Annotated in this window: 16 protein-coding genes; 5 read left to right on the forward strand and 11 right to left on the reverse strand. The window is 72.1% G+C overall.

Translation table 11 applies throughout. The features are described from left to right. The first annotated feature begins 17 nt into the window (after nucleotides 1-17). Both yczE and IH26_RS0129165 read left to right on the forward strand, forming a co-directional pair. Entirely contained in the window at nucleotides 18-644 is a 627-nt protein-coding gene (gene yczE, locus IH26_RS0129160) for a membrane protein YczE (RefSeq protein ID WP_030439447.1), read from the forward strand. 66 nt (nucleotides 645-710) lie between these two features. Next, the gene (locus IH26_RS0129165; protein WP_030439448.1) at nucleotides 711-1139 is read left to right on the forward strand and encodes a hypothetical protein; all 429 of its coding nucleotides are present in this window, start codon (nucleotides 711-713) and stop codon (nucleotides 1137-1139) included. 1 nt (nucleotide 1140) lies between these two features. Here IH26_RS0129165 and hisF read toward each other — a convergent pair whose 3' ends face one another. Beyond that, entirely contained in the window at nucleotides 1141-1902 is a 762-nt protein-coding gene (hisF, locus tag IH26_RS0129170) for an imidazole glycerol phosphate synthase subunit HisF (RefSeq protein WP_030439449.1), read from the reverse strand. Between the two features lie 88 nt (nucleotides 1903-1990). Beyond that, on the reverse strand, nucleotides 1991-2596 hold the full coding sequence (locus IH26_RS0129175; protein ID WP_030439450.1) for a CGNR zinc finger domain-containing protein: 606 nt from the start codon (nucleotides 2594-2596) through the stop codon (nucleotides 1991-1993). Between the two features lie 92 nt (nucleotides 2597-2688). On the opposite strand from IH26_RS0129175, the gene IH26_RS0129180 reads away from it, so the two are divergent. Beyond that, nucleotides 2689-3939 (forward strand): MFS transporter, encoded by a 1251-nt coding sequence (locus IH26_RS0129180; protein ID WP_030439451.1) that lies wholly within the window; start codon nucleotides 2689-2691, stop codon nucleotides 3937-3939. Between the two features lie 53 nt (nucleotides 3940-3992). Here the strand turns inward: IH26_RS0129180 and IH26_RS0129185 are convergent, their stop codons facing one another. Next, entirely contained in the window at nucleotides 3993-4928 is a 936-nt protein-coding gene (locus tag IH26_RS0129185) for an EamA family transporter (protein ID WP_030439452.1), read from the reverse strand. Between the two features lie 72 nt (nucleotides 4929-5000). Between IH26_RS0129185 and IH26_RS0129190 the strand changes: the two genes are divergently transcribed. Next, on the forward strand, nucleotides 5001-5924 hold the full coding sequence (locus IH26_RS0129190; protein ID WP_030439453.1) for a LysR family transcriptional regulator: 924 nt from the start codon (nucleotides 5001-5003) through the stop codon (nucleotides 5922-5924). Here the strand turns inward: IH26_RS0129190 and priA are convergent. Genes priA through hisD form a run of 7 tightly spaced genes read right to left on the reverse strand, consistent with a single transcriptional unit; the run spans nucleotide 5876 to nucleotide 10674 of the window. After that, a complete protein-coding gene (gene priA, locus IH26_RS0129195) occupies nucleotides 5876-6595 on the reverse strand; it encodes a bifunctional 1-(5-phosphoribosyl)-5-((5-phosphoribosylamino)methylideneamino)imidazole-4-carboxamide isomerase/phosphoribosylanthranilate isomerase PriA (protein WP_030439454.1) in 720 nt (239 codons plus the stop codon). The genes IH26_RS0129190 and priA overlap by 49 nt on opposite strands. Before the next feature lie 9 nt (nucleotides 6596-6604). After that, on the reverse strand, nucleotides 6605-6922 hold the full coding sequence (locus IH26_RS0129200; RefSeq protein ID WP_030439455.1) for a hypothetical protein: 318 nt from the start codon (nucleotides 6920-6922) through the stop codon (nucleotides 6605-6607). Nucleotides 6923-6928: 6 nt separating this feature from the next. Further along, nucleotides 6929-7549 carry an imidazole glycerol phosphate synthase subunit HisH gene (gene hisH, locus IH26_RS0129205; RefSeq protein ID WP_030439456.1) on the reverse strand — a complete coding sequence of 207 codons (621 nt, stop codon included), beginning with the start codon at nucleotides 7547-7549 and terminating at the stop codon, nucleotides 6929-6931. Further along, on the reverse strand, nucleotides 7546-7698 hold the full coding sequence (locus IH26_RS61475) for a hypothetical protein (RefSeq protein ID WP_169789837.1): 153 nt from the start codon (nucleotides 7696-7698) through the stop codon (nucleotides 7546-7548). The genes hisH and IH26_RS61475 overlap by 4 nt, the downstream gene beginning before the upstream one ends. Beyond that, a complete protein-coding gene (gene hisB / locus IH26_RS0129215; RefSeq protein WP_030439457.1) occupies nucleotides 7698-8309 on the reverse strand; it encodes an imidazoleglycerol-phosphate dehydratase HisB in 612 nt (203 codons plus the stop codon). The genes IH26_RS61475 and hisB overlap by 1 nt, the downstream gene beginning before the upstream one ends. Beyond that, nucleotides 8306-9367, reverse strand: a complete 1062-nt coding sequence (locus IH26_RS0129220) for a histidinol-phosphate transaminase (RefSeq protein ID WP_030439458.1) — start codon at nucleotides 9365-9367, stop codon at nucleotides 8306-8308. The genes hisB and IH26_RS0129220 overlap by 4 nt, the downstream gene beginning before the upstream one ends. Next, nucleotides 9364-10674: a histidinol dehydrogenase gene (gene hisD / locus IH26_RS0129225; protein WP_030439459.1), complete on the reverse strand. Its 1311-nt coding sequence runs from the start codon at nucleotides 10672-10674 to the stop codon at nucleotides 9364-9366. The genes IH26_RS0129220 and hisD overlap by 4 nt, the downstream gene beginning before the upstream one ends. Before the next feature lie 143 nt (nucleotides 10675-10817). On the opposite strand from hisD, the gene IH26_RS0129230 reads away from it, so the two are divergent. After that, complete coding sequence (locus IH26_RS0129230; protein ID WP_030439460.1) at nucleotides 10818-11525, forward strand: LON peptidase substrate-binding domain-containing protein; 708 nt, start codon at nucleotides 10818-10820, stop codon at nucleotides 11523-11525. 242 nt (nucleotides 11526-11767) lie between these two features. On the opposite strand, the gene IH26_RS62290 is transcribed toward IH26_RS0129230, so the two are convergent. After that, complete coding sequence (locus IH26_RS62290) at nucleotides 11768-12688, reverse strand: hypothetical protein (protein ID WP_211268768.1); 921 nt, start codon at nucleotides 12686-12688, stop codon at nucleotides 11768-11770. Nucleotides 12689-12870 lie beyond the last annotated feature (182 nt).

Genomic DNA, 12870 nt, shown 5'->3' on the forward strand with positions numbered 1-12870 from the left:
CCTTCAGAGTGGCATCCATGAAGGCTATCGGCAACAGGGAAAGACGTGTCCTCCAACTCTTCACCGGTCTGGTGCTCTACGGCTTCAGCATGGCCTTCATGGTGCAGTCCGATCTTGGTCTCAATCCGTGGGACGTTTTCCATCAAGGCCTTTCCAAAGTCACCGGGATCAGCTTCGGGTGGGTGGTGATCCTGCTCGGCATCCCGATCCTGCTGCTGTGGATCCCGCTGCGGCAGCGCCCCGGCTTCGGCACGATCGCGAACCTCGTGGTGATCGGCTTCGTGGTGAACGGGGCGCTGGCCGTGCTCCCGGCCGGCGTCGGCATCCCGGCCCGGGTCGGCTACCTGGTGGCCGGCGTCCTGGTCAACGGGCTCGCCACCGGGCTGTACATCGGCGCGAACCTGGGCTCGGGCCCGCGCGACGGCCTGATGACCGGGATCGTCAAGCGCTTCCCGCGGCTCTCCATCCGCCTGGTTCGTACCACTATCGAGTTGTCCGTCCTCGGCGTCGGCTTCCTGCTGGGCGGCACGGTCGGGATCGGCACCGTCGCGTACGCGCTCGGAATCGGCCCTTTGGTGCAGTTGTTCCTCCCGCTTTGCACCGTCGAGCCGGTCCCGCGGACACAACTGGCCTCAGTGGACTGACACAGGTCAGTGATCATCCGGACACATTTGCTTCCGGGCGCGGCGTAGGCGCGGCATCATTGCCGCATGGGGGCTGGCGGCTGGCAATGGAACGACGCTTGGATCTTCGTGTCCGCGGTCATTGCCGAGCGCCTCGAGCGCGACCGCGCCGCGCACGCCGCCCTGCCGATCACCGGGGCCGGCCTGGCCGACGTGCTGGCCGCCGCCGACTTCCTGCACCACGCGGTCCCCAGCCGCCAGGAGCTGCAAGATTCGGTACGCCGCCTGGCCGGCGCCGGGCTGCTGATCGTCGAGGACGACCTGATCGAGGTGGCGCCGGCCGGCGAGCAGCTGTGGCGGACCCGCCCGTTCAGCGGCCTGTCGTCGGCCGTGATGACCCTTCAGACCCAGCTAAATCGTGCCAGCACGCCGGGCGAGTCGGATTGGACGCTCGACGAGAAGACGTACAACGCCGCGATCCGGGAGTATTCGCTGCGCCTCGCCGACGGCCGCTGAGTTATCGGACCGGGTGGCCGGCCGCCCGGAGGCTCTCCTTGACCTCGCCGATGCTGAGGTCTCCGAAGTGGAAGACGCTGGCCGCCAGCACCGCGTCGGCACCCGCCGCCACGGCCGGCGGGAAGTGCTCGACCGCGCCCGCGCCGCCGCTCGCGATCACCGGGATGTCGACGACCGCGCGCACCTCCTCGATCAGCTCGAGGTCGAAGCCGGCCTTGGTGCCGTCCGCGTCCATCGAGTTGAGCAGGATCTCCCCGGCGCCCAGCTCGGCAACCGTGCGGGCCCACGCGATCGCGTCCAGCCCCGCGCTGCGCCGGCCGCCGTGCGTGGTGACCTCCCAGCCGCTGGGCTGCTCCGCCGAGCGCCGCACGTCGAGCGAGAGCACGAGCACCTGGTTGCCGAACCGCTCGGCGATCTCCCGGATCAACTCGGGCCGCTTGATCGCCGCCGTGTTCACTCCCACCTTGTCGGCGCCGGCGCGCAGCAGCACGTCCACATCCTCGACCGAGCGCACCCCGCCACCCACGGTGAGCGGGATGAAAACACTTTCCGCCGTACGCCGGACCACGTCGAGCATGGTGCCGCGGTCATCCGAGGAGGCGGTCACGTCGAGAAAGGTCAGCTCGTCCGCCCCGGCCGCGTCATAGGCGGCGGCCAGTTCCACGGGGTCGCCGGCATCGCGCAGGTCGACGAAGTTGACCCCCTTCACCACCCGCCCGTTGTCGACGTCGAGACAGGGGATAACACGCACCGCCACACTCATGCGACCAGCGTAGTTACCCGTCCGGCCCGATCTCCGGCGCCCTCTCCCGCGCCGCCGTGATCGCCTGACTGCAAACACGATCCCATTCTCAGGCTCTCGTCCCCGACGCGTGCCTGGTCCGCCAGGTGGTTTTCTTGGCCTGGTTCCCGCAGGTGTCCATGGAGCACCAACGCCGGTTGCCCGGGCGGGACGTGTCGACGAACCAGGCGGCGCAAGCCGGCCCGGCGCAGGCGCGGACCCGCTGCAGCATCGGTGAGGTCGCCAGGGTCAGGGCATCGCGGGCGATGTCGGCGAGAACCGCGCCGACCGGGTCGGCCGCGGTGTAGATCAGCGTGCCGTGCTCGTCGAGTACCGGCACCGGCGGCACCGCGGCGGCCGCCCGGTTCAGCAACGCGCGGTCGTCCGCGGGGCATGCGCCTGGACCGCGCTCGCCGCGGGCCGCCACCAGGAGCGCATGCACGGCCTCCCGTACCTCCCTCGCCCGGTGCAGCACGGCCTCGCTGGGGAGCGGGACGACGGCACCGTCGGGATACGGGCCAAGTTGGGCGACCCAGGCGGACAGGGCGGCCGGTGTATCCAGCTCCTCAGTGGCGCTGTCCGAGCCACGCAGCCGCAGGGTGCGCATGAAGTCCAGGCAGATCCGTCCGGAGCCGCTGCGGAATGGGGGAACCGGTGGCGCGGGCGAGACAGCCATGCGAAGCAGCCTACTGCGGAACCGGTTTTACTGGTACCTTGACGACACCGGTTAAACCGGTTCCTGCTTTCTCCCCGGTCGAGGTGTGTGTCATGGCTCCGGGCGTCTGCCAAGCTTCGCCGTCGGCGTTGAAGCGGTCCCTGATCCTGCTTCTCTCGGTCGCCTGCGGCATCGCGGTGGCCAACATCTACTTCCCCCAGGCGATCAGCCCGCTGATCGCGGATGACCTGCACGTGCGCCCCGCCTCCGCGGCCGTGGCGGTCACCTGCGCCCAGCTCGGCTACGCCGCGGGCATCTTTCTTCTCGTACCTCTGGGCGACCGGCTCCGCCACCGCGGACTGATCACTACCCTGCTGCTGATGACCTGCGCGGGTCTCGCGCTCGCCGGGACGGCCCCCTCGCTCCCCGTCCTCGCCGTCGCCAGCGCCCTGGTCGGCCTGACCACGGTCGTGCCGCAGATCCTCATTCCCATGGCGGCCGGCCTCACCGACCCGCAGCGTCGCGGCGCCGTCACCGGAACGTTGCTCTCCGGCCTGATCGGTGGCATCCTGCTGGCCCGGACGTTCTCCGGCACCCTGGGCGAATGGCTCGGCTGGCGGTGGCCCTATCTCGTCGCCGCCGCGATGGCCATGATCCTCGCACTCGCGATGGCAACCGCCCTCCCGCACACGACACCGAGCACCGACCAGCGCTACCCGGCCCTCCTGGCGGCCACCCTGCACCTTCTACGCACCGAACCGCTGCTGCGCCGCTCGTGCCAGTACCAGGTCCTGATGTTCGCCGCGTTCAGCGCCGCCTGGACCGCGCTTGCCCTGTTCATCACCGGCCCGCACTACGGCCTGGGCACCCCGGCGGTGGGTGTGCTCGCCCTGGTAGGCGCGGTCAGCATGCTCGCCACGCCGGTCGCCGGCCGGCGCACCGATCGCCGCGGCCCCGACGCCGTCAGCCCGGTGTGCATGGTGGGCGCCGTCGCTGCGGGCGCGCTGCTGCTCACCGGTCAGCGGGGTGGAGCCGTCGGACTGGTCGGCTTGGGCGCGGGGATGCTGCTGCTCGATGTGGCCGTGCAGTCCGGCCAGGTCGCCAACCAGGCCCGCATATTCGCCGTGCGACCGGAGGCCCGCGCGCGGCTCAACACCGCGTACATGACCTGCGCTTTCCTGGGCGGCAGCGCCGGTTCCTGGCTCGGGGTCCGTAGTTACTCCACCTTCGGCTGGAACGGCGTTTGTGGCCTGGTCGCACTCCTGGCCGGTCTGGCCCTGCTCCGTCACGTCCTGCGAAGCCGGGAGGTCACGGCCAAAGACGCACCAGTGCCCGCACCCGCTGGGCACGACGGCGCGGCATAGGTGGTCTTGGGCCGGGCCCGCCCGGCGGCCGGGGTCGGGGCCGGTATGTGCGGCTAGCGGCCCTGGCGCGCCGGGGACCTGTCGGACGCTCGTACGGTCGGAGCGGCGGAAGTGAAAGTCGGAACTTGCGCACGACGGACCGGGCGGGTGCGGGTCAGGCCGAGCAGGATGCCGCCGATCACGAGGGTGCCGCCGAGCAGGTCGAGCGGGGTGATGTGCTCGCCGAGCAAGAGGGCGGCGGAGGCCAGGCCGAAGAACGGGACGAGCATGGAGAACGGGGCCACGGTCGCTGGGCCGTAGCGGCGGAGCAGGAAGCCCCAGGCGGCGAAGCCCACGAGGGTCGAGATCAAGGCGACGTAGAGCACGGCCAGCACCGCTTGGCCGTCGATCGCGCGCAGGGCCGCCAGGTCGGTCGAGGGGCCGTCGATCAGCAGGGACAGCAGGACCAGCGGGCCGGAGGCGATCGCGCTCGCCCAGACCATGAAGCGCAGCGTGTCGGGTGGGGCGGCCTTGCGGGCGACGACGTTGGACAGGCCCCAGGCGGCGGCCGCACCGATGATCAGGAGGAAGGCGCCGACCGGGGCGGTCATGCCAGTGGCGACGACGCCGATGCCGATCAGGGCGACGAGCAGGCCGATCACCTGGAGGCGGCGGGGGCGTTCGCGCAGCAGCAGGGCGGCGAAGAGGACCGTGAAGATCGGCTGGCTCTGCAGGACCAGGGAGCTGAGGCCGGCCGGCATTCCGGCGGCCATGCCGGCGAAGAGCAGGGTGAACTTGACCACGCCGAGGATCAGGCCGGTGGCGACGATCCAGCGCCACGGGACCTGCGGGCGGCCGACCAGGAACAGGGCCGGGAACGCGGCGAGGGTGAAGCGCAGCGCGTTGAACATCAGGGGCGGGAAGTGGTCGAGGCCGGTCTCGATGGCGACGAAGTTGATGCCCCAGATCGCCATCACGGCGACGGCGAGGGCGATGTCACGAGGTCTCACAACGAAGAGCCTGCGGGACGCCATGCATTAGCACCATCGAATAGTGCTGCACCGAGGATGTAGGGTCGCTACATGATTGACCTGGGCCGCCTGCGCGCGCTGCATGCCGTGGCCAGCTACAAGACGGTGCTGGCGGCGGGCGAGGCGCTGCATTGCACCCCGTCCGCGGTCTCCCAGCAGCTTGCCAAGCTGGAGCGGGAGACCGGCACCACACTGGTCGAGAAGGACGGGCGCGGTCTGCGGCTGACCGAGGCCGGCCGGCTGCTCGCCCAGCACGCCGAGCGGGTCATGGCCACCGTCGACGAGGCCGAGGCGGCGCTGGCGGCGCACCGGGACACGGTGGTCGGCCGGCTCACCGTGGTCGCCTTCGCCACCGCGTGCCGGGCGTTGCTGCCGTGGGCGCTGCACAAGCTCGCGGCCGAGCACCCGCAGCTGTCCACCGGGCTGATCGAGGCGAACCCGCACGAGGGGCTGGAGGCGCTGCACCGCGGGCATGTCGACCTGGCCGTGCTCGACGACTGGCCCGAGGTAGCGCTGCGCTACCCGCCCGGCATCGCGCATGTGGAACTGGGCTGGGACGTGGCCGACCTGATCGTGCCGAGCGGGCACGCCACCGCCGGCACCACGACGCTGGCGCAACTCGGGAGCGAGCGGTGGATCTCGGCGAAGGCCGGGGACATCTGCCACGAGTGGCTGGTCCGGGTGCTGCCGGGGGTCCAACCGGATTTCCACGTCGGCGAGTTCGAGACGCAGTTGACGTTGATCGCGGCCGGGTTGGGGGTGGCGATCATCCCGCGGTTGGCGCGGCCGCCGCAGCTCCCGACAGGCGTCCGAATTGTCGCGATAAATCCGGCACCGCGACGGCGTGTCGTCGTCGCCTGGCGTGAGGCCGCCGCCGCCCGCCCGGCGATCAAGGCCGCCGAGCGGGCACTGCGCGAGTCCTGGGATCAGGCCAGCGCGGCGAGGGCCTCGCGTACGGTGAACGCCCCGGCGTAGAGCGCCTTCCCGGCGATCACGCCCTCCACCCCGACCGGCTCCAGCGTCGCCAGCGCGCGCAGGTCGTCCAGCGTGGACACGCCGCCGCTCGCGATGATCGGCTTGTCGGTGGCCGCGCACACCTCGCGGAGCAGCTCCACGTTCGGCCCGCGCATCATGCCGTCCTTGGTGATGTCGGTGACGACGTACCGGGCCGCGCCCGCCTTGTCGAGCCGGGCCAGCACCTCGTACAGGTCGCCGCCGTCGCGGGTCCAGCCGCGCGCCGACAGGGTGCGGCCGCGCACATCAAGCCCTATCGCCACGCGGTCGCCGTACTCGCCGCAGACCCGGTCGCACCACTCCGGGTCCTCCAGCGCGGCGGTGCCGATGTTGACCCGGGCCGCGCCGGTGGCCAGGGCCCGGGTCAGCGACTCGTCGTCCCGGATGCCGCCGGACAGCTCGACTTTGACGTCCAGCCGGCCCACCACGCCCGCGAGCAGGTCGGCGTTCGAGCCGCGCCCGAACGCCGCGTCCAGGTCGACCAGGTGCACCCACTCGGCGCCGTCGTTCTGCCAGGCGAGCGCGGCCTCGAGCGGGTCGCCATAGGAGGTCTCCGAGCCGGCGGCGCCCTGGACGAGGCGTACCGCCTGACCGTCGGCGACGTCGACGGCAGGAAGCAGGACAAGTGTCACTTTATCTCCTTATGCCCGTTTACCGAAGATCAAGACGACCAGGGCGGGCAGGGCCATGACGATCACGATGGTGAGCACGACGCGCAGCGCCAGATCCGACACCAGCAGCCAGACCGCCGCCGCGGCGAGCAGCGGCACCAGCACGATGCCGATCCGCTCGCCGCGGCTGCGCCGGTAGATCCGTCCCGGCCGGCCGACGCGCGGGGTCAGCCGCCGGACCATGATGCGACGCCGCTGCCGGCGGGCCACCTTGCGGGCACGGGCCGCCTTCTCCCGCTCCAGCACGGCGAGCCGCTCGGCGCGGCGTCGGGCACGCTCCTTGGACACCGGCCGCTACAGCCCGGCGACCCAGTTGCGCAGCAGCGCATAGCCGGCGTCCGCCGACTTCTCCGGGTGGAACTGCGCGACGGCGAGACTGCCCAGCTCGACCGCGGCCGCGAAGGGCTCGTCGTGGCTCGCGGTGGTCACCTTGGCGCCGGCTTTCCGCAAAAGATCAAGGTCCGAGGCCGCGTACGAGTGGACAAAGTAGAAGCGGGTCCCCGGCTCGACCCCCTCAAACAAATCGGAATTGTCCGAAATATCGACGGTATTCCAGCCCATGTGCGGGATGCGCTCCGCTTTCAGCTTCGTCACCACGCCGGGCAGCAGGCCGAGCCCCTTCGTCTCGACGCCGTGCTCGACGCCCGAGTCGAAGAAGATCTGCATGCCGACGCAGACGCCCAGGGTCGGCCTCCCGGCGGCGACCCGGTCGGCGATCATCGGACCGGCGCCCAGCTCCTCGATGCCGGCCATGCACGCCGCATAGGCCCCCACGCCCGGCACGAACAGCCCGTCGGCCTCCGCCGCCGCCTCCAGGTCGCTGGTCACCGTCACCTCCACGCCGGTGCGGGCCACCGCCCGCTCCGCCGAGCGCAGGTTGCCCGACCCGTAGTCGAGGACGACCACCCGCGTCATGACGGCAGCAACCAGGCGACGCCACCCGCGGCGGCCAGCGCCGCGAGCACCCCGACCACGCCCACGCTGAACTTCGTCGCGCCCGACCGGACCAGCTGCACGACCCCGCCGGCCAGGAAGCCGGCCACCAGGAACAGCACGATCGCCATCAGAGCACGCCCTTCGTCGAGGGCAGCGCGCCGGCGTTCCGCGGGTCGATCTCGACGGCCTCGCGCAGCGCCCGGGAGAACGCCTTGAACTGCGCCTCCACCACGTGGTGCGCATCCGGCTTGCCGCCGTCGCGGGCCGCGCGGAGCACGCTCACGTGCAGCGTGACCCGGGCGGCGAAGCCGAACGACTCGAAGATGTGCCGGGTCATGCTGGTCGGGTAGACCGGGCCGATGTACGGCGCCAGCTCCGGCTCGTCGTGCACCACGTACGGCCGGCCGGACAGGTCGACGGCCGCCCGGCAGAGCACCTCGTCCATCGGGATGGTGGCCGAACCGTACCGCCGGATGCCGGCCTTGTCGCCCAGCGCCCGGGCGAACGCCTCGCCCAGCGCGATGGCGGTGTCCTCCATCGTGTGGTGCGCGTCGATCTCCAGGTCGCCCTCGGTGCGCACGGTCAGGTCGAAGCCGCCGTGCTTGGCGAGCTGGTTGAGCATGTGGTCGTAGAAGCCGACCCCGGTGCTGAGGTCACCCTGGCCGGTGCCGTCGAGGTCGATCTCGACGAGGACCTTGGTCTCCTTGGTGACGCGCTCCACGCGCGCTGACCGGGTCATCTCAAAGCCTCCAGGAACGCATCGGTCTCGGCGGGGATGCCGGCGGTCACGCGCAGCCAGCCGGGCAGGCCGACGTCGCGGATCAGTACACCGCGGTCGAGCAACCGCTGCCACGCGATTTTCTGATCGCCACCCACCTCGAACAGCACGAAGTTGGCATCCGAGTCGGCCACCCGGTAGCCCGACCGGCGCAACTCATCGACGATCCGGTCGCGCTGCTCCTTGATCGCCTCGACCGTCGCGAGCAGGGCGTCGCGTTGCGCCAGTGCCGCGCGCGCGGCCGCCTGGGTCAAAGAACTGAGGTGGTACGGGAGCCGCACCAGCTGAACCGCGTCGACGACCGCGGGATGCGCCGCGAAGTAGCCCAGCCGGCCGCCCGCGAAGCCGAACGCCTTGCTCATCGTCCGGGTCACCACCAGCCGCGGGTGGCCGGCGATCAGCCCGAGCGCGCTCGGCGTGCCGGCCCGGGCGAACTCCGCATACGCCTCATCCACCACCACCATGCCGCGCGCGTGGGCCAGCACCTCGGCGATCACCTCGGGGTCCAGCGCGGTGCCGGTCGGGTTGTTCGGCGAGCAGAGGAAGACCAGGTCGGGATCGTGCCGGGCGAGCTGCTCGCGGGCCGCCGCCGGGGTGAGCCCGAAATCCGGGTCGCGCAGCGCGCCGATCCAGCGGGTGCCGGTGCCCTGGGCGAGCAGCGGGTGCATCGAGTACGACGGGCCGAAGCCGAGCGCCGACCGACCCGGCCCGGCGAACGCCTGGAGCAGCTGCTGCTGCACCTCGTTCGACCCGTTGGCCGCCCACAGGTTCGCGGTGGTCAGGCCATGCCCGAGATAGTCGGCCAGGTCGGTACGCAGCGCCACCGCGTCCCGGTCGGGGTAGCGGTTGAGGTCGCGCAGCTCGGCCTGCAGCGCCTTGCCGATCGCGTCGGTGACCTCATCGGGCAGCGGGTACGAGTTCTCGTTGGTGTTCAGCCGGACCGCGACGTCGAGCTGCGGCGCCCCGTACGGCGACTTGCCCCGCAGGTCGTCCCGGATCGGCAGGTCGTCGATGTTCACTGCTCGAACCTCACCTTCACGGCGTCCCCGTGAGCCGGCAGGTCCTCCGCGTTGGCCAGCGCGACCACGTGGCCGGCCACATCTCGTAGGGCGGCCTGGTCGTACTCGACGACGTGGATGCCGCGCAGGAACGACTGCACCGACAGGCCGGACGAGTGCCGCGCGCAACCGGCGGTGGGCAGCACGTGGTTGGAGCCGGCCGCGTAGTCGCCCAGCGACACCGGCGACCAGGCGCCCACGAAGATCGCGCCGGCGTTGCGGACCCGCATGGCCCACTGCCGCGCGTCGCGCGTCTGGATTTCCAAATGCTCGGCCGCGTACGCGTCGACCACGCGCAAACCCTGCTCGAGGTCGTCCACCAGCACGACGCCGGACTGCGCGCCGGTCAGCGCGGCCAGCACCCGCTGCTCGTGCTTGGTCGTCGTCACCTGCCGGGTCAGCTCGGCCTCGACCGCGGCGACCAGCGCCTCGGAGTCGGTGACCAGCACGCTCGCGGCGAGCGGGTCGTGCTCGGCCTGGCTGATCAGGTCGGCCGCGACGTGCCGCGGGTCGGCCGTCTCATCGGCGAGGATGGCGATCTCGGTGGGGCCGGCCTCGGCGTCGATGCCGACGACGCCCTGCAGCAGGCGCTTGGCGGCGGTGACCCAGACGTTGCCCGGGCCGGTGATGATGTCGACCGGCTCGCAACCGTCCCCGTCGTCGACGCCCGCCGAGCCATACCCCAGCATCGCGATCGCCTGGGCGCCACCGACCCCGTAAACCTCGTCGACGCCGAGCAGCGCGCACGCGGCGAGAACCCGGGCGTCGGGCAGACCGCCGTTCTCCTTCTGCGGCGGGCTGGCCACCACCAGGCCCTCGACGCCGGCCGCCTGGGCGGGCACCACATTCATCACCACGGTGGACGGGTAGACCGCCAGGCCACCGGGCACATAGAGGCCGACCCGGCGGACCGGGAGCCAGCGCTCGGTGACCGTGCCGCCGTCGACCACCGTGGTCGTCACATCCGGCCGGCGCTGGTCGGCGTGCACCTTGCGGACCCGCTTGATCGACTCGAGCAGCGCGGCCTTGACCTCGGGATCGAGCGTCGCCGCAGCCGCGGCGATGGCCTCGGCCGGCACGCGCAGCCGCTCGATCGCGACGCCGTCGAACCGCTCGGTGGCCGCCCGGATCGCGTCGAAGCCATGCTGATGGACCGCCTCGACGGTGGGGCGGATCTGCTCGACGGCCACGGAGACGTCGAGCTGGGCACGGGGCAGCAAGCCGCGCGGATCCCGGCGGGAGCCGCGCAGGTCAGTCCGATTCAGCACGCGTGCAAGTCTAGGCGGCGGCGAGGTGATCTCCGCGCTTGCCACAGCGCGGCCCAGGCCTTGGGACAGTGATCATTTACCCGGCCCGCCCGGTACGCAGGTGCGCGGGTTGACCATGGTCAGGCGGCCGATAGTCTGAACCCGTGAGCAAACGGCTGCCGGTGTTCCCCCTGGGTACGGTGCTGTTTCCGGGGCTCGTGCTGCCCCTGCACATCTTCGAGGAGCGCTACCGCACCCTGGTGCGCGAGCTCGTGGCGAGCCCCGAGGACGGGCCGCACGAGTTCGGCGTGGTCACGCTGCGCCGCGGGGTGGAGGCGCCGTCCCCCGAGGGCGAGGACGGCCCGATGCCCGAGCCGGCCCCGGTGCGCGCCGAGGATCTCTACCCGGTCGGCTGCACGGCGGAGTTGCGGCAGGTCACCGAACTGCCCGACGGCCGGTTCGACATCATGACGGTGGGCCGCCGCCGGTTCAGCATCGTCGACATCCAGCAGGGCACCGAGCCGTACCTGACGGCCGAGGTCGAGTGGCTGCCCGACGAGTCCCCCGACGAGATCGCGGCGCAGCTGGCGCCCCGCGCGCTGGCCGCGTTCCGCACATATCTGGACCTGCTCCGCCCCGACTCCGAGGTGATCGACGCGGTCCCCGGCGACCCGACCGTCCTGTCCCACCTGATCGCGGCGACCGCCCAGCTGACCACCGACGAGCGCCAGTTGCTGCTGGCCGCGCCGGATACGGCCACCCGCCTGCGAGCCGAACTGAAGCTGCTCAACCGCGAGGCGGGGCTGCTGGCCCGGGTGCGCGCGGTGCCGGTCCCGCTCTCCGACCTGGCCCGTCCCGCCAGCCCGAACTGACAAGGCGGCCCTGCGCCACCCGAACGGACGAACCCACCCCGCCACCCGAGCCGACGACCGCCCCCGCCACCCGAGCCGACGAACCCGCCCCGCCACCCGAGCCGACGAACCCGCCCCGCCACCCGAGCCGACGAACCCGCCGCGCCACCCGAGCCGATGGACCCGCCCGGTCAGCTCGAATTGGTGAACCCGCCCCGCCAGCCGAACTGACGGACACGTCCCATCTTTGCCGCGGCCGCCAATCAATGCCGGGCGCTCTCGGCCGACCGCGCGCTCCCAGCCCAGCTCTCGACGCCACTCCTTTGCCGACCGCGGCCCCAGCCCGGTCGATCGCGCCCGGCCCACCCAGCAGCTACCCGCGGCTCGCTGGGGGCTGGGCGCGGCCCGGCGCGGCTCGCTCGGCGCGGCGCCCCGGGCACGCGGGGCTCGGCACAACTCGCGCGGCACGCGCGGCCCGGCACAGCACGCGCGGCCCGGCACAGCACGCGCGGCCCGGCACAGCACGCGCGGCCCGGCACAGCACGCGCGGCCCGGCACGGCTGCGGGTCGAGTGTCTCGCTCGCCTCCGGCGACTGCGCGGGGGCCGGCTCGGCCTCGTAGGGCTCGGTGGCCGCCGCGTTCGGGCCGTAGCCGGGTTTCGCGCCCGGCTGGTCGAGATCCGGGTCGTTGGACCAGCCGGCCAGCAAGGTCAGCACGATCGCGGCCGCGAACGCGGACACCAGCCTCGGCCCGACCGAGTGCACCTCGGGCGGCGCCAGGTAGGTCGCCCCGCGCGTGGCGACGTCCCGCCAGTGCTCGTACCCGCTGCGCCCGATCATCTCGCCGACCCACTTCGCGACGTAGAACCCCGCGCCCAGCGTTCCGGCGACGACCCCCAGAAGCAGGAACGGCCCCCGGTCGCGACGCAGCAGCAGCCAGGCGGCGGCCGCGACGACCAGCCCGAAGCCGAGCCCGAGCAGCGTGTACCACCCGTCGGCGGCGATGTACTGCTCCGGTGAGGGATCGTTCACCACGATGCTGTCCCCGGTGGCGATGACCGGCACGCTCGGCGCCAGCCGCGCCCACAGCAGACCCAGCGGCGCGCCGAGCGCCAGCACGACGAGCGCGCACAACACGGCGACCAGGACGGTCCGCTTCCACGGCCGGTGAGACGCCGCCGCCATCCCCCACCACCCCGAGCCGATCCCGCCGTCGGCGACCACCTCGGGCCCGGTGGGATGCGCCAGCCCGTAACCACCGTTCTCCGCGGCGAAACCGTAGACATCAGGCCCGACCGCGCCCGCTTGGCCATACGACGGGCCACCCGCGCCGCTAGACAAAGGACCGCCAGACGAAGAACCGGCAG

The sequence above is a fragment of the Actinoplanes subtropicus genome (genome assembly GCF_000721705.1).
In the GTDB taxonomy this organism is placed as follows: Bacteria; Actinomycetota; Actinomycetes; order Mycobacteriales; family Micromonosporaceae; genus Actinoplanes; species Actinoplanes subtropicus.